Origin of the sequence: Rubrivivax benzoatilyticus JA2 = ATCC BAA-35, from assembly GCF_000190375.1 — a bacterium.
Classification (GTDB): domain Bacteria; phylum Pseudomonadota; class Gammaproteobacteria; order Burkholderiales; family Burkholderiaceae_C; genus Rubrivivax; species Rubrivivax benzoatilyticus.
Genome location: NZ_AEWG01000038.1, coordinates 1 through 24,222, shown reverse-complemented (window position 1 = coordinate 24,222; position 24,222 = coordinate 1). Strand labels below are relative to the sequence as shown.

The following is a 24,222-nucleotide window of genomic DNA, read 5'->3' as shown; positions in this document are numbered from 1 at the left end:
GCGGCGCCGCGAACGCTCAGCGCTTGAGCGGGATCGGCGTCGCGCGGTCGACCGGCACGGCGGTCACCGCGTTCTGCGGCGAGCCTTCGATGACACGGTCGGAATAGGTCAGGTAGACCAGCGTGTTGCGCCCGGCGTCGACCATGCGCACGACGTGCAGCCGCTTGAAGACCAGCGAGATGCGTTCGCTGAACATGTCTTCCTGCTGCGGCAGCGGCTTGGGGAACGAGATCGGCCCGGTCTGGCGGCAGGCGATCGAGGCGTCCGACTTGTCCTCGGCCAGCCCGAGGCCGCCCTTGATGCCGCCGGTCTTGGCGCGCGAGACGTAGCAGGTCACGCCTTTGACGCCCGGGTCGTCGTAGGCGTCGACGACGATCTTGTGATCCGGCCCGATCAGCTTGAAGACCGTGTCGACCTCGCCGATCGGCTCGGCCGACGCGGCGGCCGACAGCACGCCCAAACAGGCGGCAAACAGTGCAGTCTTCATCTCAGTGGTCCTCGACCAGATCGCCGATCGGCGCCGCCGGCGTGCCGCCGACGAGCACGGTGTACACCTTGCCGCCCTCGAGGATCAGGTCCGTGAGCGCCAGCACCGGCCCGTCGACGACTGGCGAGGTGACGGTCAGCGAGCCGCTGGCCGTGGCCGACACCTCGGCATAGGCCGAGCCGGCGCCGACCTCGACGCCGGAGGCCAGTTGCGACGAGCCTGACTTCAGCGACAGCGTCGACCCCAGCCCGGCCACCGCGTTGACGAGGCGGATGCGCGCCTTGCTGCTGCCGGTGGACAGCGTGTTGTCGTCGACGAGCCAGGCCGAGGCCGGCGAGGCGGCGCTGCCGTAGATCAGCAGCGTGTAGTCCCGGCCGGCGGCCAGCGTCGCCGTGGGGACCGCGGCGCTGACGTCGGTGCTGCCGATGCGCGCCGTGACCGCCGGCACGCCGGCCGCGACCAGCGCGTAGCCGCTGACCACCGGCGAGCCGGCGGACACCAGCTCGCGGCCCTCGACGGTCGCGGTCACGGTGGCGCTGCCGGCGGCGGCACCGGCGACACGCACACGCGCCTGGGTGGCATCGATGCGTGTCAGCGTCGTCTTGTGCTCGCGCAGCAGCACGCCGTTGACCAGCGCACCACCGGCCGCGGCCGCGAGCGCCAGCGTGAACACCTTGCCGCCCGGGAACACGACGCCGGAGACGTCGAGCCGCACGTCGGTCTTGCTGCCGGCGGCCGTGACACGCACACGCCAGGTTCCGGCGTCGATCGTCACGAACTCCGCCAGCGTGCCAACCGCAGCCGAAGACTGCATCGCCACCGAGTCGGCCAGTTCGTCGTCCTCGGCGGTGACGTAGACGTCCAGCACGCCGGCATCGGTCGCGCCGTTGAAGACCCGAACCTTGGTCTTGTCGCTCTTGGGCTCGGACGTGTTCTCGTGCAGCAGTTGCCAGCCGAGCGCACCGACCGGGCCCCAGGCAAGCAGCGTGTAGTCGTCGTCCTCGGACAGCGACGGCGTGAAGCTGGAGACCAGCGCCGTCGCCGAGCCGGTGCGCGAGATCGTCGAGCGGCAGTCGTCCGGGTCGACGTCGCGGTAGCTCGTCTCGTCGCCCCAGGCGATGCCGGAAAACAGCCGCTCGTCGTCGACGGTCAGCGTCAGCGCGTCGTACGAGCTGGCGTTGATGAAGCGCACATGGGCCTTGCTCGTGTCGGTACCACCACCGCAGCCGGCGAACGCCACCGGCGAGGACAGCGCCAGCGTCAGCCAGCGCCGGCGGTTGATCTGCTGCATCGGGTTCTCCTGGGCGCCGGCGCCACGGCCGGCCAGGGCGACATCATCGCCCAGCCACGTTGCCGGCATGCGAAGGCCGGTGACGGCGTGGTGCCGGCGCCGCGGAGCTCAGGTGGCCGGCTTGTCCGACAGCGCCTTCAGGTTGTCCTGCAACTCCTTGCCCATCGGCGCGTTCAGCACGATGCCCTTGGGCGGGATCGGCGACAGGAACCACTTGCGGTAGAGCTTCTCGAACTCGCCGCTCTTCATCAGCCCGGCCAGCACGCCGTCGACCAGTTGCTTGAACGCCGGGTCGTCCTTGCGGACCATGATCGCGTAGGGCTCGACCTGGATCGACTCGCCGACGACCGCCAGCTCGGCCGGGTTCGCCGAGCTCGCGCGCAGGCCGTAGAGCAGGATGTCGTCCATGCCGAAGGCCGCGGCGCGGCCGCTTTGCACCAGCAGCGCGGCCTCGGCGTGGTCCTTGGCGCCGATCAGCTCGATCGGCAGCTTGTTCTCGCTGATCAGGTTGCGCAGGATGCGGAAGTTGGTCGTGCCGGTGGTCGACACCAGCACCTTGCCGTTCAGGTCGGCCAGCGACTTGATGCCCGAGTCGCTGCGCACCAGGAAACGCGTGCCGGTGTAGAAGTAGTTGATCGCGAACGCGACCTGCTTGGCACGGTCGCTGTTGTTGGTCGTCGAGCCGCACTCGATGTCGATCGTGCCGTTGACCAGCAGCGGGATGCGGTTGGCGCTGGTCACCGACTGCAGGTTGACCTTCAGGTCGGGCCGGCCGGTGACCTTCTTCACCTCGTCGACGATGCGGCCGCAGATCTCGAAGCCGAAACCGACCGGCTGCGCCTTGTCGTCGAGGTAGGAGAACGGGATCGACGACTCGCGGTAGGCGACGCCGATGGCACCGCTGGCCTTGACCTTGTCCAGCGTGGACTGGGCGGAAGCGGCCGACGCGGCGAAGGCCAGGGCGAGAACGGCGAGCGGGCGCACGATCTGGGGCATGGACGAGGCTCCTTGACGATGTGGAGCCCAGGCTAAGCAAAGTGCCGGCCACTGTCGCTCCGCACGAACGCGGAGATCGCCGTCCACAAAGACGAACGCCCGGCCGGGGCCGGGCGTCGCCGAGGAAGCAGGCTCAGGCGCGGGGCGCGGCGGCACCGCTCTGCGCGATGTAGGCCGAGGCGCCGTCGGCGGCGGCCAGCGAGTCGATGCCCGAGAGCATCACGACGGTGAAGAAGGCCGCGCTGGCCAGCGCGAACAGGCGGGGGGCAAGGCGGTTGTTCATCGTGGACTCCTTGGGGTGACGTGCTGCGATGGAGTCCACTGTAGGCAGCGGGGAGGCCGGTCGCGAGCGGCTTGCGACGACCGGTGGCGCAGGCCGACGAACTGCCGGCGGCGCCGACGAAGCGTCAGCCGCCGACGCCGCGCGGGTGCGCCGCGGCGGCCGACGGCTCGGCCAGATCGGCGTGGAAGAACTCGTCGAGGCCGGGATGCTCGGTGACGGCCAGGCCCTGCATCAGTTCGAGGCTGGACTCGTACCAGCCGCAGGCCGGGGCCGCGACACCGCGCGCGGCCGCCTCGGCGGCCGAGACGGACAGATCGGCCGACCGGCCGCGGCGGCGGGAAATGAAGACCGTGGACATCGTCGCCCCCTCAAGCGATTCGCAGGGCTTCATCCTGACGCGCACACGCGCCGCCCGCCATCACCCGGAAGTCCGGTTTCAGCGCTTTCGGCCGTTTCGCCCCCCGAACGGGTGGTGCATTGTTCACACGCCGGTCACCCCGGCCCGCCGGGGCTCAGGCCAGCGGCCGCACCCCGAACAGCCAGGCGTGCGCCCAGAAGGCGAACACCGCCCAGCCGGCGACACCGACGGCCACCGTCACCAGCGTCATCGACAGCCGGCCCGGCGCGTAGACCGTGCCGGCACGGCTGTCGCGCTGGCGCGCGGCGCGGTAGTCCAGCACCGCCCAGACCAGGAAGCTGCCGAACAGCACGAGGTCGGCCAGCGTGTGGTTGGCGATCAGGTGGGCGAAGGCCCAGACCTTCACGCCCAGGACCATCGGGTGGTGCAGCTTCGCCTTGATCTGGTTGCCCGGCACGTAGGCGGCGAAGTTCAGGATGAAGGCGACGAGCACCAGCAGCGAGGCCAGGTGGCGGGTCCAGAGCATCGGCGTCCACAGCGCGACCGGGTCCAGCCGGGCCTCGCCGTAGCCGCGCACGATCAGCACCAGGCCGACCAGCGACAGCACCGAGTACAGGCCCTTGAAGCCGTTCTCGCCGAGCCGCGCACGCAAACGCGTGCGCCAGTCTTCGCCGTAGATGCGCACCGAGTGCGCGGCCAGAAACAGCACGAGGCCCAAGATCAGTTGCGTCATGGGTGACAGCACAGAGTCGACAGCGGCGGCATTGTCGCCGCCCGGCCGCTATCCTGCCTCGCATGGACAAGCGTCACCACTGGGAAGACTTCCCCGCCGGCACCGTGCGCAGCTTCGGCGCCACCACCGTCACCCGCGAGGCGATCGTCGAGTTCGCGCGCCAGTTCGACCCGCAGCCATTCCACCTCGACGAGGAGGCGGCCAAACACTCGCTGTTCAAGGGGCTGTGCGCCAGCGGCTGGCACACCGCGGCGATGACGATGCGCATGATGTGCGACGAGTACCTGCTCGACGCCGCCAGCCTGGGCTCGCCGGGGCTGGAGAACATCCGCTGGCAGAAGCCGGTCTACCCCGGCGACACGCTGAAGGTGCGCATGGAAGTCACCGAGGCGCGGCCGATGGCCAGCCGGCCGACGGTCGGCCTGGTGCGCTCGACCTGGACAGTGTTCAACCAGCGCGACGAAGCCGTGATGTCCATGGAAGGTTGGGCGATGTTCAAGAGGCGCACGCCCGCGGTCGGCGAAAATCCGGCCTGAACCCTTCCCGTCTGGCCCTCACCCGTTCCGGAGAAAAGCCCTCATGTCCCGCACTACCCGTGTCCTGCGTTCGCTGCTCGCCGTCGGCGCCGCCACCGTGGCTTTCGCCGCGGGCGCGCAGAACACCGAGCCCAAGGTCCTGAACATCTACAACTGGGCCGAGTACATCGCCGAAGACACGCTGAAGAACTTCGAGAAGGAAACCGGCATCAAGGTCCGGTACGACATCTTCGACAGCAACGAGATCCTGCACGCCAAGCTGGTGGCCGGGAAGACCGGCTACGACATCGTCGTGCCGGGCGCGCACTTCGCGAAGGCGCAGATCGAAGGCGGCCTGTTCCAGAAGCTCGACAAGTCGCTGCTGCCGAACTGGAAGAACCTCGACCCGGCGGTGCTGGAGCAGATGGCCAAGGTCGACCCGGGCAACCAGTACCTCGTCGACTGGCTCTGGGGCTACGTGACCGTCGGCATCAACGTCAAGAAGGTCAAGGCCGCGCTGGGCTCGACGCCGATGCCGGCCAACGCCTGGGACCTGCTGTTCAAGCCGGAGTACGCCAGCAAGCTCAAGAGCTGCGGCGTCAGCGTGCTCGACTCGGCCTCCGAGGTGCTGCCGGTGGCGATGATCTACGCCGGCAAGGAGCCCTACAGCAAGAACGCCAAGGACTACGACGCCGCGCGCGAGGTGCTGGCCAAGGCCCGGCCCTACGTGACGCGCTTCTCGTCGTCGGGCTACATCGACGAGATGGCCAACGGCTCGCTGTGCCTGGTGATGGGCTATGCCGGTGACATGAACATCTCGCGCCAGCGCGCGATCGACAGCAAGACCGGCGTCGAGATCCAGGTGCTGATCCCGCCGAGCGGCGCGACGATGTTCTTCGACTCGATGGCCATCCCGAAGGACGCCGAGCACCCGAAGAACGCCCACCTGTTTATCAACTACATCCTGCGCCCCGAGGTGCATGCGGCGCTGACGAACAAGGTCTTCTACGCCAACCCGAACGCGGCGTCGAAGAAGTTCGTCAAGAAGGAAGTGGCGTCCAACCCGACGGTCTTCCTGTCGCCCGAGGACATGAAGAAGCTGACGTCGCCGGACGCGGTGCCGCAGGACATCCGCCGCGTGCAGACGCGCATCTTCAAGAGCTTCAAGGCGGGGTCGAAGTAAACACCCCGGCCGACACGCTCGGCTTCTGGTTCGGCCCGCCGCCGCACGCGGCGCGGGTCGACTGGTTCCGCAAGAGCGACGCCTTCGACCGCCTCGTCACCGAACGTTTCGGCGCCGAGGTCGAGGCGGCGCTCGCCGGCACGCTGCCACCCGCCTGGGCGGCCGTGCCGCTGGCCGAGATCCTGCTGCTCGACCAGTTCACGCGCAACATCTTCCGCGGCCAGCCGCGGGCCTTCGCCGGTGACGCCCGCGCGCTGGCGCTGGCCCAGGCGCTGGTCGCCAGCGGTGCCGACCGGGCGCTGACGACGATCGAGCGCTGGTTCGCCTACCTGCCGTTCGAACACGCCGAGAGCCTGCCGCTGCAGGACGAGTCGGTGCGCCTGTTCACCGCGCTGGCGGCCGAGGACGAACGCCTGGCCGACGCGCTCGACTACGCGCAGCGCCACCGGGACGTGATCCGCCGTTTCGGCCGCTTCCCGCACCGCAACGCGGTGCTCGGCCGGCCCAGCACGGCCGACGAACGGGATTACCTGGCGCAGCCCGGCGCGGGCTTCTGAGCCGGCCGGCCCGGGCGGTCGCGGACCGCCGGCCTCACGACCCGGGCGGGGCGGGGTTCAGTGGTCTTCGAGGCGCGTGTGCACGCCTTCGGCGGGCTCGCCGGTGTCCGGGTCCAGCCAGTCGGCGATGCCGAGTTCCTGCTCGGCCTCGAACAGCGTCTCGCCGGGCTCGATCTCGCCGTCGCAGGCCGCTTCCATCGCCTGCAAGGCCTCGTCTTCGCTGTCGTAGGGGCCGAACTCCTGGCGTCCGGTGGCAGCCAGCCAGTACCAGCCGTCAGGACGCTGGACGATCTCGCCTTCGCCGGGCGGCGTGGCGTCCAGCGGCAAGTCCTCGTCGAGGTTCGGGGCCACGAACCGGGTGGGGGTCTGGACTTGCGCCTTCATCGTCGTACTCCTCTTTGACGAGCCCATTCTGAACCTCGCAGCCCGGGGTGCAAGGTGTCCGAGCGGCGCGTGGCTTCAAGGCTCGCCGGGCCTGGAAAAGACTGATAAGGTCAGCGGCTGACTCCAGGCCCCGCGGCAGACTCGCCGCCATCCGGGCCTCCGGGCGCCGTTCGCGCGCCCCCTCTGCCCCGGCCGTCACGGCCCACGCGGCACTTCTTCCACAGGTTTTCCACTTCGGCGCCAGCCTGGGCACGGCTTGGCACTCGACTGTGGACAACTCTGGGGATGGTTCTTGCGCAAGCGCCGGGTTGTCCACAGGCCGAGGCCTGTCCGGCAGGTTGTCCAGAAACGCGAACGCCACCGTACCGGGGTCGGCCCACAGCCTTGATGACCCTGCAAGCTCTTGATTCCGCAGCGCTTTTGGTGCTTGTCCCCAGCGAACGGGGCCTCTACTACGACTACCAATCAGAGAAATGACATCAATACTGGATAACAGCCGAGGCGCGCCGACACTGCAGACCTGCCGCGGCGCAGGCCCGCATCGCGGGACAACCGCAGGGGGGTTCAGAGATCTCGGGCCGTGCCGAGCAGCGTTCCGGCGCTCGGGACGCGGCCGGCAGCGAGGTCCGCGGCCCAGCCGGCCGCGACCGCCCGGAGCTGTTCGACCTTGGCCGCCGATGGCGTGCCGCAGACGGTGCGGCCCAGCCAGTCGCTGTCCTCGCCTTCGGCATCGACATGCGTCGAGCCCGGCCCCATGTCGAAGGCGATGACGCTGTCATGGCCGGCTCGCGCGGCTTCATCGTGCAGCTCTCGCAGCACCGGCGTCGCACGCTGCTCGGCGTTGCAGCCGTCGGGAGCCGCCGCGATCGACAGCACCGGCCGCTGGCCAGCGTGCGACACCGCGCGCAGCTGGTCCGCGAAGCCGGGCACGGGCACAGGGTCCAGCAGCAGCGCGCCGGCCAGGCGAGCGGGGGCCGAGGCATCGAGCCGCCAGCCCAGCCGGGCTGCGAACGCCGCGCCGGCCGAATGCCCGCCGACGACGATGCGCTGCGGCAGTGGCCGACCGTCCGGCAGCACGAGGCCGCTCAACAGCGCCGCGGCCATCGTGTCGGCCAGCGCCGGATTGCCGTAGGCCATGTCGGCGTTGACACACAAGGTGGCCAGGCCCTGGCGCGCGATGCGGCGCATGGTCTCGCGCAGGTTGGCGCAGCTGCGCGAGAAGCCGTGCTGCAGCACCAGCAGCGCCTGCGGCTCGCCGGCCGGCAGCACCCATTCGGCGGCGTAGGTCCTGCCGCCGAGCTCCAGCGCCGGCGACCAGGTGATGCCGCCGGTGCTGGGCCCCGGCACGCTGGCACAGCCGGTCAGTCCGACGACCAGGCTGCGCAACACGAGACGCCTGACGCGCTGCATCGCGGCGCCCTGTGGAGGTGGCGCGCACACCGGCGCCGCCTCGCGGGCCGGACCTGCCGGATTCCCGTGCAGGAGTGCGGTCGGATCGATGTCGTGTTTCACGTGCTGCCGTGGCGATCGGGGCAATACCAGATTGTCCTGATCGGCTTTTTCCCTTGTCGCTCGAGAGCTTGTGGCGCCGATGGCGTGAACTGAGACACGTCAAGCAAATCCGGCTGGAGCGGCGTGGCCGATTTGCAGGCGACCCGGTGCTGGCGCAAGGCGGCCGGCCGCGGTGGGCGGCGAAAATCCTCTCGGGGATGGATCACCCGGAAGTCGCGGCGTCGGTGGTGCCTGCCCTGTTCCGCCATCCCGGGAGGACAGAGTGGGAGCGGAAACCATCGTCTGGATCAATCCGGACGAATCTCGTGCCGTGGCCGATGCGCCGGCGGCGCTGCGCGCCATGGGCTATGGCGTCATCGAATCGACACTGGCGGCGGCGCCGCGCTTGGCGGCCGACCTGCGTGTGCTGCCGACATCGGCTTGCTGGGACGAGGCCGCGCTGCGTGCCGCCTGCGCCGGCGACCGCCGCCCGACGCTGGTGCTGGCCCACGACGCCGCTGCCGAGGCGGTCGCGCTGGAGGTCTGCGACCTGCGCGACGAGATCGTGCGTGCGCCGCAGTCGGCGCACCACCTGGCGGCCCGCCTCGACCGGCTGATGCGGCGCGACCGCGATTCGGCCTGGCAGCATCGCGACACGCTGACCGGGCTGCTGAACCGCCGCGCCTTCGGCCAGCGCCTGCGCAAGGCGCTCGAGGAGATGCTGCCCGGCGAAGTGCGTGGCCTGCTGCGGCTGGACCTGGACCACTTCAAGCGCCTGAACGACGAATGCGGCCACGCCGTCGGTGACCAGCTGCTGCGCAGCGCCGCCGAGAGCCTGGCCGCCGGCTCATCGCCGGAAGACGCGATCGGCCGCGTCGGCGGCGACGAGTTCGTGCTGCTGCTCACCCGCTACGACCTGCAGACCCTGCTCAACGATGCGCGCGCGCTGCTGCGCCGGCTGTCGGCGCCGATCGAGGTGCCGTCCACCGGCCATAGCCTCGTGCTGACGGCCAGCGCCGGCCTGACGGTGCTGAGGCCGCACCTGAGCGAAGTCGAGGTGATGCGCCAGGCCGACGCCGCGATGTACGAGGCCAAGGGTGCCGGCCGCGACCGTCTGATGTGCTTCGAGAACTCGGTCAGCGGCGGCAACGCGCCCGACATCGATGCCGACCTCGAACGTTTCACCGAGGTCACCAAGGTGTTCAGCGACCGGCTTGCGCGCATCGTCGGCGACATGGGCCGGCGCCTCGTCGAGGGCGCACGCCGCCAGGCGCTGCAGGACGCGCTGACCGGCACCCACAACCGCCGCTACTTCGACGAACGCCTGGCGCGCGAGGTCACCCAGGCGCAGCGCAGCGGCCGGCCGCTGGCGCTGGCGCTGCTCGACATCGACAACTTCCACGGCATCAACGCCGGTTACGGCTGGCCGTCGGGCGACATCGTGCTGCGCGAGTTCGCGGCGCTGGCCGGCGGTAACGTGCGCCTGGTCGACTGGCTGGCGCGTTACGGCGGCGAGGAGTTCTGCATCGTGCTGCCCGACACGCCGGTCGAGGCGGCTCTGGCGGTGATGGAGCGCATCCGCGTGGCCGTCGCCGCGGCCACCTTCGTCGCCACCGACGGGCGGTCGATCGGGGTGACGGTCAGCATCGGCCTGGCGATGCTCTCGGCCGAGGATGGGGCGCCGGTGGCGCTGATCGACCGGGCCGGACGGGCCTGCCTGAGCGCCAAGGCCGCGGGCAAGAACCGTGTCGTGCTCGCTGACGGCGGGGTCTGAGCCCGTGGGCCCGGCCTTCGATTCGGCACGCGCTTGCAGACCGCACTCGCGCCCGCCCGCGCCAGCGGCGACAATCCACGATCCTTTCCGCGCTGTGTTCCATGCCTGACGACGATCAAATCCTGCCCGATACCGGCGCGGAGTCCGTTTCCCCCGCCACCGTGGCCCCGGAGCCCGAGCTGTCGGCCGAGGCCGCGGTACCCGAGGCGCCGGCCGAACCCGGCGCGGCCGCGCCCGCCGAACGCGCGGTGGCCGAGCTGTCGCCGGCCGAGTGCGCCGCGCGCCTGGCCGAGCTCTTCCCGGCGCTGTTCGCCCCGCCGCCCAAGCCGCTGAAGCTGCGCATCCAGGCCGACATCCAGGCGCGTGCGCCGGGTGTCTTCACGCGCCGCACGCTGTCGGTCTTCCTGCACCGCTACACGACGTCCAACGCCTATCTGTCGGCGCTGGTGAAGTCCGAGCAGCGCTACGACCTCGACGGCCAGCCGGCCGGCGAGCTGAGCGCCGAGCACCGCGAGCTGGCCGCCGCCGAGATCACGCGCCGCCGGGGCGTGCACGAGCAGCGCCGCGCCGCCGAACGTGCTGCGGCCCGTGCCGCCGACGCCGAGGCGCGCCGCCAGCAGCAGGCCGACCACGACGCGCGCCGCGACCGCGCCGGGCTGCTGCGCGCCTTCGAGACGACGACGCTGACGCCGGCCAACTTCTGCGCGCTGAAGGGCATCGCCGAGAGCGAGCTGGAAGCGGTCCTCGAGCAGGCCCGTCGCGAACGTGCCGAACGCCCGCCGATGCCGCCGCGCGAGGCGCGTCCCGGCGGCCCGCGGCCCGACCGTGGCCCGCGCCGTGACGGCGAGCGTGGCCCCGGCCCGCGCCGTGACGGCGCACGCCCGCAAGGCCCGCGTGGCGAACGCGGCCCGCGGCCCGAAGGCCAGGGCCGCCCGCCCAAGCGCTGAAGCCGGTTCAGGCCGCGGCGAGCCGCGAACGCACGCGTTCGCCGGCGGCGCGCGGCAGTTCGCCCGACAAGGCGACCGTCGGCCCGGCGGCCAGCATGCGGGCGAAGGCCGCCCGCACCGTTTCGGCCGGCACGGCGTCGATCCGGCTGCACCAGGTGCGCGTGTCGCACACCGTGCCGGTGGCGTAGAGGTCCAGCACCGCGTCCTCGAGGCGCCGATACGGGCGCTCGTGGGCGCGCAGCCGGCGCACCGCGAGCTGGGCCTTGGCACGCTCCAGGTCCTCGCCGCCGACGTGGGCGGCCTGGGCCTTCAGCAGCGCCAGCGTCTCGGCGAGCAGATCGTCGATCTGCTCCGGCGAGGTCGAGGCCTCGACGACGAACTGGCCGGCGACGTCGAGCACGTCGGCCGAGCAGGCGGTGTAGTAGGCCAGGCCGCGCTGCTCGCGGATGCGGTCCATCAGCGGCGAGCTCATGCCTTCGCCGAAGACGGCTGCGGCCAGCACACCGGCCGGGTCCTGCACCGCCAGCCCGGGCAGCGGGAAACCGAGCACCAGGTGCGCCTGGCTGCTGCCCGACAGGCGTTTGGTCGCCACCCCGCCGGCGTAGACCGGCGCGGCGACGAGGTTCTCGTGGCCGGCGTCCATCGTGCCGAAGGCGGCTTCGACGGCGGCCTCGAACGCCGGCACGTCGATGTCGCCGGCGGCGCCGACGACGACGTTGGCGCCGGTGTACTGGCGGCGCAGGTAGTCCACGAGCGCATCACGGCCGAAACGTTCGATGTTGCGCCGCGGGCCGATCACCGACTGGGCCAGCGCGTGGGTGCCCCAGCAGGCTTTGTCGAAGAGCTTGAACGCGGTCGACAGCGGGTCGTCCTCGTCCTCGGTGCACTCGTGCAGCAGCACCTGGCGCTCGCGCTCCAGCTCCTCGGCCGGGAAGGTGGGGTGGCGCACCAGGTCGGCCAGCATCTCGACGAGCTGCGGCACGTCGGCCGGCCGGCCGTGCATGGTGTAGCCGGTGTGGTCCTTGTCGGTGTGGGCGTTGACTTCGGCGCCCAGGCGCTCGGCGTCGAGGTTGATGCGGCGTGCGTCGCGCATCAGCGTGCCCTTGAACACCATGTGCTCGACGAAGTGGCTGATGCCGTTGTCCAGCTTCGATTCATGCGCGCTGCCGCTGCGCACGAAGACGCCGATGCTGGCGGTGTGCACGTGCGGCATGCGGATCGTCACGATGCGCACGCCGTTGGGCAGGCGCGTGATGCGGGTGTCGTCGGGGGGGTGGCGGGAGACAAGGCGCTGATGCGGAACTTCGGGAACGGCCTGCGAGCATAGGCCACGCCCGGCCGGGCTGCCGGCGGCTCCGATAAGCTGGCGTGATGCCTGCCCTGCCCGACCCTCGCCTGGACCCCCTCGCCTTCCTGCGTGCGCTTTACGACGCCGCGGTGCGCCGCGCGCTGCCCGAGCAGGTGCTCGCCGCACACCTGCCGCCGCCGCCACGCGGGCGCACCGTCGTCATCGGCGCCGGCAAGGCGGGTGGGGCGATGGCCGCGGCGCTCGACGCCGCCTGGCCGGCCGAGGCTCCGCTGTCCGGGCTGGTCGTCACGCGCTACGAGCACGTGCCGCCGGCCTACCGCGCGCGCGGCGGGCGCATCGAGGTGGTCGAGGCCTCGCACCCGGTGCCCGACGCCGCCGGCCGCGCCGCGGCGGCCCGCATCGCCGCGCTGGTGCAGGGCCTGGGGCCCGACGACCTGGTGCTGGCGCTGATCTCCGGCGGCGGCTCGGCGCTGCTGTCGCTGCCGGCGCCGGGGCTGACGCTGGAGGACAAGCAGGCCGTCAACCGCGCGCTGCTGTTGAGCGGCGCGTCGATCGGCGAGATGAATTGCCTGCGCAAGCACCTCTCGGCGATCAAGGGCGGGCGGCTGGCGGCGCTGGCCGCACCGGCGCGTGTGTGTTCGCTGCTGATCAGCGACGTGCCCGGCGACGACCCGGGTGTCATCGCCAGCGGCCCGACGGTGCCCGACGCGACCACGTGTGCCGACGCGCTGGCGATCTGCCGCCGCTACGGCATCGAGCTGCCGCCGGCGGCACGTGCCGGGCTGGAGAGCGGCGCCTTCGAGACACCCAAACCCGGTGACCCGCGTTTCGCCGGCCATGCCGTCGAGCTGATCGCGACCCCGCAGCAAAGCCTGGAAGCCGCTGCGGCGCTGGCGCGCGAGGCCGGTGTCGAGGCCCACGTGCTCAGCGACGAGATCGAAGGCGAGAGCCGCGAGGTCGGCAAGGTGCACGCGGCGCTGGCACGTGCCGTCGCGCGGCGCGGCCAGCCTTTCGCCAAACCGTGTGTGCTGCTGTCCGGCGGCGAGACCACCGTCACCGTGCGCACGAAAGGCGGGCGCGGCGGCCGTGCCGGCGAGTTCCTGCTCGGCTGCGCGCTGGCGCTGCAGGGCGAGCCCGGCGTGCACGTGCTGGCCGCCGACACTGACGGCATCGATGGCGTCGAGCGCAACGCCGGCGCCATCGTCACGCCCGACACGCTGGCCCGCGCCGCGGCCGCGGGCCTCAAGCCCGCCGAGCTGCTGGACCGCCACGACAGCTACCCGCTGTTCGAGGCCCTGGGCGACCTCGTCGTCACCGGGCCGAGCTACACCAACGTCAACGACTTCCGGGCGCTGCTGATCGTCTGAGCCGCACCTCGTCTGCTCGCGGGAGCACCCGCCCTTGACGGACCCGGCCCCCGAGGCAGCATCGGGGCCGTGCAGGCCGCATTCGAGACGGCCGAGGGAGGCTCATGAGCGAGAAGAAGGACGCCGGCGAGGGCCGGGTCGCGGTGCTCGTCGACTGCGACAACACCACCCCCGAGGTGCTGGAACACGCCCTGCGCGTCGTCGCCCAGTTCGGCCGTGTCGTGCTGCGGCGTGGCTACGGCAACCACACGACGCTGGCCAACCGTTGGCAGGACGCGCTGGTGAGGCTGGCGTTCACGCCCTGCCTGCAGTACCAGTACGCCGCCGGCAAGAACACCTCGGACATCGCGCTTGCACTCGACGCCATCGAGGCGCTGTTCGACCGTCGCGCCGACACCTTCTGCCTTGTCACCAGCGATTCCGACTTCGCCTACCTCTGCCGCAAGCTCCGGGAGCGAGGGGCTACGGTCCACATCGTTGGCGAATCCAAGACACCCGCCGCGCTGCGCAACGCCAGTGACCAGTTCTTCGAATGGGCCAGGCCGACTGCCGAGGCTCCGGAGATGCCACCCGCGGGCCTGGCCAAGGCCAAGGTCGAGGCGCCAGGGACAGAGCCTTCCAAACCGCTGCCCAAGCGTCGCCCGCGCTTCGTCATCGAGGCCGTCAGCCTGTTGGCCGGTGACACCTCGGAAGGCAAGGTGCATCTTGGGCCCCTGGGCCAGTATCTGAAGCGAACCGACCCGGCGTTCACACCCAAGCTCTACGGCCATTCCGGTCTGCTCGACATGCTGCGCACCTATGACCGCCTGACCGTTCAGCAGGAAACGGGCGGCTACTGGACCGTCCGCCTGAAGGAGGCCGAGGCGTCGGAGGCAACCCCGGCCGATGCCCATTGAAGCCGGGCCTCAGAAACCTCCCGCCCGCAGCGCCGCCGCACGTTCGCCGATGCGCGCCCGCTCGGCCGCGTCGAGGCGCGTCAGGTGCTTCAGCGGCATCACCATGCGCGGGTTGGTGGCCAGCCTGGCCTCGTGGCGCAGCAGGAAGTCCCAGTACAGCGTCGTGAACGGGCAGGCGGTGTCGCCGGTGCGCTCGCCGGGGCGGAAGCGGCAGCCGGCGCACAGCCGGCCGGCGCTCATGCGCTCGATGTAGCGGCCGCTGGCGACATAGGGCTTGCTGGCCATCAGGCCGCCGTCGGCGTTCTGGCTCATGCCCAGCGTGTTCGGCAGCTCCACCCACTCGACGGCGTCGACGTAGACCGCCAGGTACCAGGCGTGCACCTCTTTCGGCTCGACGCCGAGCAGCAGCGCGTACAGCCCGGTGACCATCAGGCGCTGGATGTGGTACGCGTAGCCGTGCTCCAGCGTCTGGACTATGGCGTCGGCCAGGCAGGCCATCGGCGTGTCGCCGCTCCAGTAGAAGGCCGGCAGCGGCTCGTGCGCGTCCCAGGCGTTCAGCTCGGCGTAGCCCGGCATGCGCGTCCAGTAGACGCCGCGCACGTACTCGCGCCAGCCGAGGATCTGGCGGATGAAACCTTCGGCGCTCTCCAGCGGCACCCGGCCGGCGCGGTAGGCAGCTTCGGCCGCGGCCACGACCTCGTGCGGGTCCAGCAGCTTGAGGTTCAGCGCCGCCGAGAGCTGCGAGTGCCAGAGCCACGGCTCGCCGGGCCACAGCGCGTCCTGCCAGCGGCCGAAGCCGGCCAGGCGCTCGGCGACGAAACGCTGCAGCGCGTGCAAGGCCTGCTCGCGTGTCACCGGCCAGGCGAAGGAGTCCAGCCGCCCGGGGTGGCCGGCGAAGCGGCGCCGCACCAGGTCCAGCACTTCGCGTGTCATCGCGTCGGGCGCGAAACGTGGCGGCTCGGCGTGCGGCGGCGGGCCGTCGCGGCCGAAAGCCTCGCGGTTGTCGGCGTCGTAGTTCCAGCGCCCGCCGCAGGGCTCGCCGCCGTCCATCAGCACGCCGTGGCGGCGGCGTTGCTCGCGGTAGAAGAACTCCAGCCGCAGCGTGCGCCGGCTGCGTGCGTGGGCGGCGAACTCGCGCACCGTGCAGAAGAAATGGCGGTCGGGGCGCAGCTCCAGCGGCAGGCCGTGCGACGCGGCCACGGCCTGCAGCGCGCGCAGCACGCGGTGGTCGCCGGGCGCGGTCATCACCAGCGCCTGGGGCTGCAGGCGCTCGATCGTGGCGTCCAGTTCGTCGGCCAGGCGGCCGCGGTTGCCGGCGTCGTCCAGCCGTGTGTAGTGCACGCGCCGGCCGGCGGCCTGCAGCGCGGCGGCGAAGTGGCGCATCGCCGCGAGGAACAGCGCCGTGCGCGGCTGGCTCGACGGCACGTGGGTCGATTCCTCGTCGACCTCGGCCATCCACACCGCGTCGTGCTCGGTGTCGAAACCGTCGAAGGCCGCGGCCTCGGCGTCGAGCTGGTCGCCGAGCACCAGCACCAGATGCCTCATGCGCCGCGCTCCGCGGTCTTGCGTTTGCGGCAGGCCTCGGAGCAATAGCGCACCTCGTCCCAGTTCTTCGCCCAGGCGCGGCGCCAGACCATCGGCCGGCCGCAGACCGCACAGGGTTTGCTCGGCAGGAAGCTCTTGTTGCCCTTGAAGGCTCGGCCGGAGTTCATCGGGGGACGGCGTGTCGCGTTCGGCCGCGAGTGTGCCGCGGGTGACCACCTGTCGCCTGCGATCTGGGGAGTCACCCCGGCGCCACGGGCAAGCCCTGATGCCGACCGGCCGGTCGCTCGGGTGTGATGCGCTCGCCGTCGTCACAGGCGGCGTCCAAGAAGATCAGGAGGAGACATGACCCGACGCATCCGCGCCTGCTGCGCCGCGCTGGCGCTGACTCTGTCCCTCGCCCTGGCGCCAGTGCTGGCGCAGGCCGACACCTACACCCGGACGCGCTACCCCATCGTGCTGGTGCACGGCATGCTGGGCTTCGGCGCCATCGGCCCGGTCGACTACTTCTACGGCGTGCCGGCGGCGCTGCGCTCGGGCGGCGCCGTCGTCTTCACGCCTTCGGTCTCGGCGCTGGAGAGCAGCGAAGCGCGTGGCGAGCAGCTGCTGGCCCAGCTGCGCCAGCTGAAGGCGGCCTACGGCTACGGCAAGTTCAACCTCATCGGCCACAGCCACGGCGGACCGACGGCGCGTTACGTCGCCGCGGTCGCGCCGGAGCTCGTCGCCTCGGTGACGACGGTCGGCTCGCCGCACACCGGCTCGCCGGTGGCCGACGGCATCCAGGCAGCGGCCGGGGCCACCGGGCTGACCGGCGTCGTCGCCGCGATCGTCAACGCGCTGGGCACGGTGATCTCCTGGATCTCGGGCCAGCCCCAGCTGCCGCAGGACTCGCTGGGTTCGCTGACCTCGCTGAACAGCGCCGGGGCGGCGGCCTTCAACACCCGCTTCCCGCAGGGTGCGCCGACCTCGGCCTGCGGCCAGGGGCCGGCGGTGGTCAACGGCGTGCGCTACGCCTCGGTGGGCGGCACCAGCGTCGTCACCCACCTGCTCGACCCGGGCGACGCCTTCCTGACGCTGGCCTCGGCCTTCTTCGGCGGCGAGGCCAACGACGGGCTGGTGGGCCGCTGCTCGTCGCATTGGGGCACGGTGCTGCGCGACGACTACGGCTGGAACCACCTCGACGAGGTGAACCAGGCGCTGGGCCTGCGCAACCTGTTCGCGTCCGACCCGGTGGCCTTCTACCGCAGCCAGGCCAACCGTCTGAAGACGGCGGGGCTGTGAGCGCGCCGCGTCTGGCCGCCGCCGGCGTGGCGACGGGGGCCGTGCTCGCGCTCGGCCTGCTCTGGCACACACCGGACGAGGCCCGCCCACCGGCGGCACCTGCAGCGGCTCCACTCGTCGCCCGGGCCGCTGCGCCGGCCGAACCGGCGCGCCCGGCCTGGCGGGCCACGCTGGCCGTGCCGCCGGAGTTCGAGCGCTGGGTGCAGGAGCGCAGCGCCTTGCGCGGCACCACGCCCGACGGCGGCTGGGGGCCGGTGGTCGACGGCCGCCTCGTGCCTTCGGCCGCGCTGCGCCGGCGTTTCGACTACGCGCTGCAGCTCGATGGCCAGGCCCCGGCCGAGACCATCGGCGCCTGGGTGGGCGAGCAGGCACGGCGAGAGCTGCCGGCCACCGCGGCCGCCGAGGTCGAGCGGCTGTGGCAGGCCTACCAGGGCCTGCGTGCCGCGCCGGCCAGCCTGGCGCCGCGTGCCGACGACCCCGAGAGCATCGCCGCCGCGCTCGACGAGCGCCACGCCCAGCGGGTGCAGTGGCTGGGCGAAGCCTGGGCGCGGGCCTTCTACGGCGACGAAGAAGCGGCGCTGCGCGCCCGCCTGGTCAGCGGCTGGCAGACCGCGAGCGCCGACGCGCTGATCGACGCCACGCGCCTGGACTCCGCAGCGCGCCAGCGCCTGGCCGACGAACTGGCCGAGCAGGCGCGCTGGGCCGAACGCATCGCCGCCGCCCGCGCCGAACTCGAGCGGCTGGATCGCCAGCCCGGGCTCGACGAGGTGCAGCGTGCCCAGGTGGCCGAGCAACTGCTGGCGGCCGGCTTCGCCGAAGGCAGCGAGCGGCTGCGGGCGCGCGGGCTGCTGGGACGCTGAGCCGCGAGGTCAGACGGCCGGGTCGTGCATCACCGGCAGCCGTGGGACAGGGCGGCCGGAGGTTCGTCGACAGCTTGCTAGATACCGTAGCGGAACTGTTCGATCTCCCAGGCGAAATGCTGTCGGACGATCGCGGTGGACTCTTCGTTGTAATAAAGACCGAAGTGCTCTGGCCTCAGCCTGCAGTCCGTCTTGTACCGCCCCAGCCCCTCGACCGGCTGCCGGATGTCGAGCCGATCACAGACCACCTGCAGGTCTTCGCGAAGGTGTTCGAAGCGGATGAAGAAGTCGACGGCGACCTTTTCATCGATCATGTAGACGCTTCGATCCAAAGGCAGGAGGTGTGCGTTCCGAACGTAGTCCGAGAAGCGATCCCTGACATCCTCGAAACGCGCGACGGCAAGGCGCTCGCGTTCAGCTTCCGGCGTTTGCATCCAGAACATCGAGACGACCTTGTCATAAGGATTCCTCATGACACAGAACTTGAAATAGGACTGCCAGACGTCTTCGCCGAGCAGGCTCCGCACCTGCGAGGCGGTCATGTGGTGGAAGTAGGTTGACCCACGCTGGTCCGGTCCGCGGTAGCCGATGATGCCGGCGTCAGTCACCAACTCCTGCCGGGCGTGGCTCTCGACATACAAGGATGGCGGACAGCAACTCTTCTCGAAAAATATCTCGGTCGAAGTCCCCGCCGTCTTCTTCGTCTTCAAGTAGATGAACTTCTTGATGTGGCTGCACAACATTTTGAAGAATGAAAAATGGAACAGCGTGAGAAAAGGGTCGCCAGCCATTCTGGAGGCGTTGCAGTCCAGTCAGGACTCTTTTCGAATCGCCGGTGTGGCGGTTAGTAGCGCGCCATCTTTGATGTTGACTACCTCTGGCCGCAGTTGAAAAAAAGCCCATAAGTTCCGCAACTTATGGGCCTTTGGCTCACACGTGATGTGCGACTCAACAGCGATTAAACGTCGATATTCCCCGCCCTCAACGCATTGCTCTCGATGAACTCGCGCCGCGGCTCCACCTCGTCGCCCATCAGCATCGTGAAGACGCGGTCGGCCTCGATGGCGTCCTCGATCTGCACGCGCAGCAGGCGGCGGACGTTGGGGTCCATCGTCGTCTCCCACAGCTGCTCGGGGTTCATCTCGCCCAGGCCCTTGTAACGCTGGCGGGCGACGGCGCCTTCGGCCTGGACCATCAGCCAGTCCATCGCGGCGCGGAAGTCGGCGACCTTCTGTTCCTTCTGCTTCTCACCCTCGCCGCGGCGCACCACGGCTTCCTCGCCGAGCAGGCCCTTGAAGGTGCGGCCGGCCTCGGCCAGCGCGGCGTAGTCGGCGCCGTGCAGGAACTCCTGCGTGATGACGCTGGTCTTGACGTTGCCGTGGTGGCGGCGGCCGATGCGCAGCAGCGGCTTGTCGGTGCGCGGGTCGACGTGGAACTCCACCGTCGCGTCCTTCAGCGCCGCCTGCAGCGCCGCGGCGCTGGCCTGCGCGGCCTCGGCGCTGTCGACGTCCAGCTCCAGGCCGTTGGCGATGGCGCGCAGCGCGTCCAGGTCCATCCAGTTGCCCAGGCGCTGCACGACGTTGTTGGCGACGATGTACTTGCGCGCCAGCTGCTCCAGCGCCTCGCCCTGCAGCGCCGCGCGGCCGCCTTCGGCCAGGCCGTCGGGCAGCACGGTGGCGCCGTCCAGCGCCACCTTCAGCAGGAAGGCGTCGAGCTCCTGCCCGTCCTTCAGGTACTGCTCGTGCTTGCCCTGCTTCACCTTGTACAGCGGCGGCTGGGCGATGTAGATGTAGCCGCGCTCCACCAGCTCGTGCATCTGGCGGTAGAAGAAGGTCAGCAGCAGCGTGCGGATGTGGGCGCCGTCGACGTCGGCGTCGGTCATCACGATGATGCGGTGGTAGCGCAGCTTGTCGACGTTGAAGTCCTCGGGCCCGATGCCGGTGCCCAGCGCGGTGATCAGCGTGACGATGGCGTCGCTGGACAGCAGCTTCTCGTAGCGCGCCTTCTCGACGTTCAGGATCTTGCCGCGCAGCGGCAGGATCGCCTGGAACTTGCGGTCGCGGCCCTGCTTGGCGCTGCCGCCGGCGGAGTCGCCCTCCACCAGGTACAGCTCGCACAGCGCCGGGTCCTTCTCCTGGCAGTCGGCCAGCTTGCCCGGCAGGCCGATGCCGTCGAGCACGCCCTTGCGGCGCGTCATCTCGCGCGCCTTGCGCGCGGCTTCGCGGGCGCGCGCGGCGTCGACGATCTTGCCGCAGATGATCTTGGCGTCGTTCGGGTTCTCCAGCAGCCAGTCGGTCAGCAGCCGGCCGACGATGTCCTCGACCGGCGCGCGCACCTCGCTGGAGACGAGCTTGTCCTTGGTCTGGCTGGAGAACTTGGGCTCCGGCACCTTGACGCTGACGACGCAGGCCAGGCCCTCGCGCATGTCGTCGCCGGCGACCTCGACCTTGGCCTTCTTGGCCAGCTCGTTGTCCTCGATGTACTTGTTGATGACGCGTGTCATCGCCGCGCGCAGCCCGGTCAGGTGGGTGCCGCCGTCACGCTGCGGGATGTTGTTGGTGAAGCAGAGGACGCTCTCGCTGTAGCTGTCGTTCCACTGCATCGCCACTTCGACGCCGATCGTCGTGCCCTGCTCGCTGGCCTTCTCGCCCATCGCGTGGAAGACGTTCGGGTGCAGGACCTTCTTGCCCTGGTTGATGAACTCGACGAAGCCCTTCACGCCGCCGGCGAAGGCGAAGTTGTCCTCCTTCGCGTTGCGCTCGTCGACGAGGCGGATCTTGACGCCGTTGTTCAGGAACGAGAGCTCGCGCAGGCGCTTGGCCAGCACGTCGTAGTGGAAGTCGACGTGGCTGAAGATCTCGTCGTCGGGCAGGAAGTGGACTTCGGTGCCGCGCTTGTCGGTGTCGCCGACGATCTTCATCGGGCTGGTCTCGACACCGTCGCGGACCTCGATGACGCGGTCCTGCGTGACGCCGCGCTTGAACTCGACACGATGCACCTTGCCGTCGCGGCGCACCGTCAGGCGCAGCCACTTGGACAGCGCGTTGACGCAGGACACGCCCACGCCGTGCAGGCCGCCCGAGACCTTGTAGCTGTTCTGGTTGAACTTGCCGCCGGCGTGCAGCTCGGTCAGCGCGATCTCGGCGGCCGAGCGCCGGGGCTCGTGCTTGTCGTCCATCTTGACGCCGGTCGGGATGCCGCGGCCGTTGTCGGTGACGCTGATCGAGTTGTCGCTGTGGATCGTGACGACGATGTCGTCGCAGTAGCCGGCCAGCGCCTCGTCGATCGAGTTGTCGACGACTTCGAAGACCAGGTGATGCAGGCCGGTGCCGTCGGAGGTGTCGCCGATGTACATGCCCGGCCGCTTGCGCACCGCCTCCAGGCCTTCGAGGATCTGGATGCTGCTGGCGCCGTAGTCGTTCGGCGGGGTTTGGTTCGAATCGCTCATGGGCGCTTTCGCAAGACGGCCCGCACTGCTCGGGCCATCATCAAGTCAGAACCCCCCGCTAGGCGGGGGGCAGGGGGGTGCTCAGGGAAAGGCATGAAATGCCGATGCCGCGACTGAGCGCCGACAGGCGCTCAGATGCGCATCGGCATCACGACGTACTTGAAGCCCGTCTGCTCGGGCACGGTGAACAGCGCGCTGGCGTTGGTGTCCTGCAGCTCGATCTTCACCATCTCCTGCTGCATGTTGGCCAGCACGTCGATGAGGTAGGTGACGTTGAAGCCGATCTCGATCGTGTCGCCGGCGTAGTCGATCTCGAGCTCTTCCTTGGCCTCTTCCTGCTCGGCGTTGGACGACGCGATGCGCAGCACGCCGGGCTCGAGGTTCAGGCGCACGCCCTTGAACTTCTCGCTCGTCAGGATGGCGGCACGCTGCAGGCTGCCCAGCAGCGCGGCGCGGCCGACGACGAGCGCGTTCTTGTGGTTGCGCGGGATGACGCGGTTGTAGTCGGGGAACTTGCCCTCGACGAGCTTGGTGACGAACTCCAGCCCCGAGAACGCGAACTTGGCCTGGTTGCCGGCGAAGCGCATCTCGATCGGCGTCTCCTCGTCCTTCAGCAGGCGCTGCAGCTCGAGCACCGTCTTGCGCGGCAGGATGACTTCCTGGCGGTTGGGCACGTCGGTCTCCAGCGTGCCCTGGGCCAGCGCCAGGCGGTGGCCGTCGGTGGCCACCAGCGTCAGCGTCTTGCCTTCGGCGATGAACAGGATGCCGTTGAGGTAGTAGCGGATGTCGTGCACCGCCATCGAGAAGTGCACCTGGTTGATCAGCTGGCGCAGCGTCTTCTGCGGCACGCTGAAGGTGGGGCCGAAGTCGACCGCCTCGTTGACCAGCGGGAAGTCGTCGGCCGGCAGCGACTGCAGCGTGAAGCGGCTCTTGCCGCCGGCCAGCGTCAGCTTGTTCTGCGCCGACGACAGCGTCACGGTCTGCTCGGCCGGCAGCGCGCGCAGGATGTCGATCAGCTTGCGCGCGCCCACCGTCGTCGCGAAGTGGCCTTCGTCGCCGCCGAGCTCGGCGCTGGTGCGCACCTGGATCTCCAGGTCGCTGGTCGTCAGCTCGACGACCGGGCCGTTCTTGCGCAGCAGCACGTTGGCCAGGATGGGCAGCGTGTGCCGCCGCTCGACGATGCCGGCCACCGACTGCAGGGCCTCGAGCAACTTTTCCTGGGCGGCCTTCAGAACAATCATGTCTTCCTCTTTAACTTGGTGGTCGTAGTAGGCGACGGCAACTTCTGGGGACAACGCTATTTTCCGCCTTTCCGACAACGCTTTAGCAGGTGGGCAGCGTTGTGGGTCACGACGTGGTTCTGGCGGTGCGTTTTCTGGACAACTTGCCGGGCGCCGGCGACGGCGGGGACAAGTTCACGGTTGTTCCGGAGTTTTCCCCAGGCCTGTACAGCCTTCGGTGACGGCCGTCAGCCCTTCAAGGTCTGCTCGAGCACGTGCAGCTGCTGGTTCAGTTCGCTGTTGCGCTGGCGCTCGTCGGCGATCTTGCGCACCGCGTGCAGCACCGTCGTGTGGTCACGGCCGCCGAAGAGCTCGCCGATCTCGGGCAGGCTCTTCTTGGTCATGTCCTTGGCCAGGTACATCGCGATCTGGCGCGGCCGCGCGATCGAGGCCGGGCGCTTCTTCGAGTACATGTCGGCGACCTTGATCTTGTAGAAGTCGGCCACCGTCTTCAGGATGTTCTCGACGCTGATCTGGCGGTTCTGGATCGACAGCAGGTCCTTCAGCGCGTCGCGCGTCAGCGCGATGTTGATGTCCTTCTGGCTGAAGCGGCTGTAGGCCAGCACCTTGCGCAGCGCGCCTTCGAGCTCGCGCACGTTGGCGCGCACGTTCTTGGCGATGAAGAAGGCGACGTCCTCGGGCATCTCGGCGCCTTCGGCCAGCGCCTTCTTGATCAGGATGGCCACGCGCATCTCGAGCTCGGGCGGCTCGATGGCCACCGTCAGCCCGGCGTCGAAGCGGCTGGTCAGCCGCTCGTCGATGTCCACCAGCCCCTTCGGGTAGGTGTCGCTGGTCATGATGATGTGCGCGCGCTTGGCCAGCAGCGCCTCGAAGGTGTTGAAGAACACCTCCTGCGTGCGGTCCTTGCCGGCGAAGAACTGCACGTCGTCGATCAGCAGCAGGTCCAGCGAGTGGTACTTGGCCTTCAGCTCGTCGAAGGTCTTGCGCTGGTAGTTCTTGACGACGTCGCTGATGAACTGCTCTGCGTGCAGGTAGAGCACGCGGGCGTCCGGGCGGTCCTTCAGCAGCGCGTTGCCGACGGCGTGCACCAGGTGGGTCTTGCCCAGGCCGACACCGCCGTAGATGAACAGCGGGTTGTACATCTGGCCCGGCGCGCCGGCGACGTGCAGCGCCGCGGTGCGCGCCATCTGGTTGGCGCGGCCCGGCACCAGCGTGTCGAAGGTCAGCGACGGGTTCAGCTTGTGGCGGTTGGACGCCGGGGCCGGCGCCGTGGCGACGG

At 70.1% G+C, this 24,222-nt stretch carries 23 protein-coding genes and 1 pseudogene; 9 read left to right on the top strand and 15 right to left on the bottom strand.

The features are described from left to right. Nucleotides 1-16: 16 nt before the first annotated feature. From RBXJA2T_RS03865 to RBXJA2T_RS03845, 6 genes are all read right to left on the bottom strand, one after another. A complete protein-coding gene (locus RBXJA2T_RS03865; RefSeq protein ID WP_009856009.1) occupies nucleotides 17-487 on the bottom strand; it encodes a CreA family protein in 471 nt (156 codons plus the stop codon). Nucleotide 488: 1 nt separating this feature from the next. Further along, nucleotides 489-1,778, bottom strand: a complete 1,290-nt coding sequence (locus tag RBXJA2T_RS03860) for a DUF4397 domain-containing protein (RefSeq protein ID WP_009856008.1) — start codon at nucleotides 1,776-1,778, stop codon at nucleotides 489-491. 108 nt (nucleotides 1,779-1,886) lie between these two features. Next, on the bottom strand, nucleotides 1,887-2,774 hold the full coding sequence (locus RBXJA2T_RS03855; protein WP_009856007.1) for an amino acid ABC transporter substrate-binding protein: 888 nt from the start codon (nucleotides 2,772-2,774) through the stop codon (nucleotides 1,887-1,889). A gap of 133 nt (nucleotides 2,775-2,907) precedes the next feature. Next, nucleotides 2,908-3,057, bottom strand: a complete 150-nt coding sequence (locus RBXJA2T_RS20505) for a hypothetical protein (RefSeq protein ID WP_009856006.1) — start codon at nucleotides 3,055-3,057, stop codon at nucleotides 2,908-2,910. Between the two features lie 124 nt (nucleotides 3,058-3,181). Continuing rightward, nucleotides 3,182-3,415, bottom strand: a complete 234-nt coding sequence (locus RBXJA2T_RS03850) for a hypothetical protein (protein ID WP_009856005.1) — start codon at nucleotides 3,413-3,415, stop codon at nucleotides 3,182-3,184. 154 nt (nucleotides 3,416-3,569) lie between these two features. Then, nucleotides 3,570-4,148 (bottom strand): NnrU family protein, encoded by a 579-nt coding sequence (locus RBXJA2T_RS03845; protein ID WP_009856004.1) that lies wholly within the window; start codon nucleotides 4,146-4,148, stop codon nucleotides 3,570-3,572. Nucleotides 4,149-4,210: 62 nt separating this feature from the next. Here RBXJA2T_RS03845 and RBXJA2T_RS03840 point away from each other — a divergent pair, with 62 nt between their 5' ends. The 3 genes and pseudogenes from RBXJA2T_RS03840 to RBXJA2T_RS03830 all read left to right on the top strand — a co-directional run. Next, entirely contained in the window at nucleotides 4,211-4,684 is a 474-nt protein-coding gene (locus tag RBXJA2T_RS03840) for a MaoC family dehydratase (protein WP_009856003.1), read from the top strand. Nucleotides 4,685-4,727: 43 nt separating this feature from the next. Beyond that, a complete protein-coding gene (locus tag RBXJA2T_RS03835; RefSeq protein WP_009856002.1) occupies nucleotides 4,728-5,846 on the top strand; it encodes a polyamine ABC transporter substrate-binding protein in 1,119 nt (372 codons plus the stop codon). 8 nt (nucleotides 5,847-5,854) lie between these two features. Beyond that, nucleotides 5,855-6,403: pseudogene (locus RBXJA2T_RS03830) on the top strand (DUF924 family protein); the annotation flags it as partial. Between the two features lie 57 nt (nucleotides 6,404-6,460). Here the strand turns inward: RBXJA2T_RS03830 and RBXJA2T_RS03825 are convergent. Together RBXJA2T_RS03825 and RBXJA2T_RS03820 are read right to left on the bottom strand one after the other, a co-directional pair. Then, nucleotides 6,461-6,787: a hypothetical protein gene (locus tag RBXJA2T_RS03825; protein ID WP_009856000.1), complete on the bottom strand. Its 327-nt coding sequence runs from the start codon at nucleotides 6,785-6,787 to the stop codon at nucleotides 6,461-6,463. A 564-nt stretch (nucleotides 6,788-7,351) separates the two neighbouring features. Further along, nucleotides 7,352-8,197 carry an alpha/beta hydrolase family protein gene (locus RBXJA2T_RS03820; protein ID WP_029718405.1) on the bottom strand — a complete coding sequence of 282 codons (846 nt, stop codon included), beginning with the start codon at nucleotides 8,195-8,197 and terminating at the stop codon, nucleotides 7,352-7,354. Nucleotides 8,198-8,561: 364 nt separating this feature from the next. Between RBXJA2T_RS03820 and RBXJA2T_RS03815 the strand changes: the two genes are divergently transcribed. After that, complete coding sequence (locus RBXJA2T_RS03815; RefSeq protein ID WP_138938776.1) at nucleotides 8,562-10,052, top strand: diguanylate cyclase; 1,491 nt, start codon at nucleotides 8,562-8,564, stop codon at nucleotides 10,050-10,052. 161 nt (nucleotides 10,053-10,213) lie between these two features. After that, the gene (locus tag RBXJA2T_RS03810; protein ID WP_009855997.1) at nucleotides 10,214-10,999 is read left to right on the top strand and encodes a ProQ/FinO family protein; all 786 of its coding nucleotides are present in this window, start codon (nucleotides 10,214-10,216) and stop codon (nucleotides 10,997-10,999) included. Between the two features lie 7 nt (nucleotides 11,000-11,006). Here RBXJA2T_RS03810 and RBXJA2T_RS03805 read toward each other — a convergent pair whose 3' ends face one another. Continuing rightward, entirely contained in the window at nucleotides 11,007-12,224 is a 1,218-nt protein-coding gene (locus RBXJA2T_RS03805; protein ID WP_375136160.1) for a M16 family metallopeptidase, read from the bottom strand. A 146-nt stretch (nucleotides 12,225-12,370) separates the two neighbouring features. On the opposite strand from RBXJA2T_RS03805, the gene RBXJA2T_RS03800 reads away from it, so the two are divergent. Beyond that, nucleotides 12,371-13,675, top strand: a complete 1,305-nt coding sequence (locus RBXJA2T_RS03800; RefSeq protein WP_009855995.1) for a glycerate kinase type-2 family protein — start codon at nucleotides 12,371-12,373, stop codon at nucleotides 13,673-13,675. 104 nt (nucleotides 13,676-13,779) lie between these two features. Next, nucleotides 13,780-14,571, top strand: coding sequence for an NYN domain-containing protein (locus RBXJA2T_RS03795; protein WP_009855994.1), 792 nt, complete (start codon nucleotides 13,780-13,782; stop codon nucleotides 14,569-14,571). Nucleotides 14,572-14,580: 9 nt separating this feature from the next. Here the strand turns inward: RBXJA2T_RS03795 and RBXJA2T_RS03790 are convergent, their stop codons facing one another. Both RBXJA2T_RS03790 and RBXJA2T_RS19705 read right to left on the bottom strand, forming a co-directional pair. Continuing rightward, nucleotides 14,581-16,116 (bottom strand): cryptochrome/photolyase family protein, encoded by a 1,536-nt coding sequence (locus tag RBXJA2T_RS03790; RefSeq protein WP_009855993.1) that lies wholly within the window; start codon nucleotides 16,114-16,116, stop codon nucleotides 14,581-14,583. Then, the gene (locus RBXJA2T_RS19705) at nucleotides 16,113-16,283 is read right to left on the bottom strand and encodes a DUF2256 domain-containing protein (protein WP_009855992.1); all 171 of its coding nucleotides are present in this window, start codon (nucleotides 16,281-16,283) and stop codon (nucleotides 16,113-16,115) included. The genes RBXJA2T_RS03790 and RBXJA2T_RS19705 overlap by 4 nt, the downstream gene beginning before the upstream one ends. Before the next feature lie 175 nt (nucleotides 16,284-16,458). On the opposite strand from RBXJA2T_RS19705, the gene RBXJA2T_RS03785 reads away from it, so the two are divergent. Together RBXJA2T_RS03785 and RBXJA2T_RS03780 are read left to right on the top strand one after the other, a co-directional pair. After that, nucleotides 16,459-17,394 (top strand): esterase/lipase family protein, encoded by a 936-nt coding sequence (locus tag RBXJA2T_RS03785; RefSeq protein WP_009855991.1) that lies wholly within the window; start codon nucleotides 16,459-16,461, stop codon nucleotides 17,392-17,394. After that, nucleotides 17,391-18,254, top strand: coding sequence for a lipase secretion chaperone (locus tag RBXJA2T_RS03780; protein ID WP_009855990.1), 864 nt, complete (start codon nucleotides 17,391-17,393; stop codon nucleotides 18,252-18,254). Before RBXJA2T_RS03785 ends, RBXJA2T_RS03780 begins: the two co-directional genes overlap by 4 nt. A gap of 77 nt (nucleotides 18,255-18,331) precedes the next feature. Here the strand turns inward: RBXJA2T_RS03780 and RBXJA2T_RS03775 are convergent, their stop codons facing one another. The 4 genes from RBXJA2T_RS03775 to dnaA all read right to left on the bottom strand — a co-directional run. Further along, nucleotides 18,332-18,964 (bottom strand): hypothetical protein, encoded by a 633-nt coding sequence (locus RBXJA2T_RS03775; protein WP_138938775.1) that lies wholly within the window; start codon nucleotides 18,962-18,964, stop codon nucleotides 18,332-18,334. Between the two features lie 248 nt (nucleotides 18,965-19,212). Then, the gene (gene gyrB / locus RBXJA2T_RS03770) at nucleotides 19,213-21,702 is read right to left on the bottom strand and encodes a DNA topoisomerase (ATP-hydrolyzing) subunit B (RefSeq protein WP_009855988.1); all 2,490 of its coding nucleotides are present in this window, start codon (nucleotides 21,700-21,702) and stop codon (nucleotides 19,213-19,215) included. Between the two features lie 131 nt (nucleotides 21,703-21,833). Next, on the bottom strand, nucleotides 21,834-22,943 hold the full coding sequence (dnaN, locus tag RBXJA2T_RS03765) for a DNA polymerase III subunit beta (protein ID WP_009855987.1): 1,110 nt from the start codon (nucleotides 22,941-22,943) through the stop codon (nucleotides 21,834-21,836). 227 nt (nucleotides 22,944-23,170) lie between these two features. Next, the coding region (dnaA, locus tag RBXJA2T_RS03760) for a chromosomal replication initiator protein DnaA (RefSeq protein WP_009855986.1) at nucleotides 23,171-24,222 on the bottom strand (1,052 nt) is incomplete at its 5' end.

What these genes read in the sequence shown, in the direction of transcription:
- RBXJA2T_RS03865 (WP_009856009.1), bottom strand. Translation starts at nt 487, where the DNA reads ATGAAGACTGCACTGTTTGCCGCCTGTTTGGGCGTGCTGTCGGCCGCC.
- RBXJA2T_RS03860 (WP_009856008.1), bottom strand. Translation starts at nt 1,778, where the DNA reads ATGCAGCAGATCAACCGCCGGCGCTGGCTGACGCTGGCGCTGTCCTCG.
- RBXJA2T_RS03855 (WP_009856007.1), bottom strand. Translation starts at nt 2,774, where the DNA reads ATGCCCCAGATCGTGCGCCCGCTCGCCGTTCTCGCCCTGGCCTTCGCC.
- RBXJA2T_RS20505 (WP_009856006.1), bottom strand. Translation starts at nt 3,057, where the DNA reads ATGAACAACCGCCTTGCCCCCCGCCTGTTCGCGCTGGCCAGCGCGGCC.
- RBXJA2T_RS03850 (WP_009856005.1), bottom strand. Translation starts at nt 3,415, where the DNA reads ATGTCCACGGTCTTCATTTCCCGCCGCCGCGGCCGGTCGGCCGATCTG.
- RBXJA2T_RS03845 (WP_009856004.1), bottom strand. Translation starts at nt 4,148, where the DNA reads ATGACGCAACTGATCTTGGGCCTCGTGCTGTTTCTGGCCGCGCACTCG.
- RBXJA2T_RS03840 (WP_009856003.1), top strand. Translation starts at nt 4,211, where the DNA reads ATGGACAAGCGTCACCACTGGGAAGACTTCCCCGCCGGCACCGTGCGC.
- RBXJA2T_RS03835 (WP_009856002.1), top strand. Translation starts at nt 4,728, where the DNA reads ATGTCCCGCACTACCCGTGTCCTGCGTTCGCTGCTCGCCGTCGGCGCC.
- RBXJA2T_RS03825 (WP_009856000.1), bottom strand. Translation starts at nt 6,787, where the DNA reads ATGAAGGCGCAAGTCCAGACCCCCACCCGGTTCGTGGCCCCGAACCTC.
- RBXJA2T_RS03820 (WP_029718405.1), bottom strand. Translation starts at nt 8,197, where the DNA reads ATGCAGCGCGTCAGGCGTCTCGTGTTGCGCAGCCTGGTCGTCGGACTG.
- RBXJA2T_RS03800 (WP_009855995.1), top strand. Translation starts at nt 12,371, where the DNA reads ATGCCTGCCCTGCCCGACCCTCGCCTGGACCCCCTCGCCTTCCTGCGT.
- RBXJA2T_RS03795 (WP_009855994.1), top strand. Translation starts at nt 13,780, where the DNA reads ATGAGCGAGAAGAAGGACGCCGGCGAGGGCCGGGTCGCGGTGCTCGTC.
- RBXJA2T_RS03790 (WP_009855993.1), bottom strand. Translation starts at nt 16,116, where the DNA reads ATGAGGCATCTGGTGCTGGTGCTCGGCGACCAGCTCGACGCCGAGGCC.
- RBXJA2T_RS19705 (WP_009855992.1), bottom strand. Translation starts at nt 16,283, where the DNA reads ATGAACTCCGGCCGAGCCTTCAAGGGCAACAAGAGCTTCCTGCCGAGC.
- RBXJA2T_RS03785 (WP_009855991.1), top strand. Translation starts at nt 16,459, where the DNA reads ATGACCCGACGCATCCGCGCCTGCTGCGCCGCGCTGGCGCTGACTCTG.
- gyrB (WP_009855988.1), bottom strand. Translation starts at nt 21,702, where the DNA reads ATGAGCGATTCGAACCAAACCCCGCCGAACGACTACGGCGCCAGCAGC.
- dnaN (WP_009855987.1), bottom strand. Translation starts at nt 22,943, where the DNA reads ATGATTGTTCTGAAGGCCGCCCAGGAAAAGTTGCTCGAGGCCCTGCAG.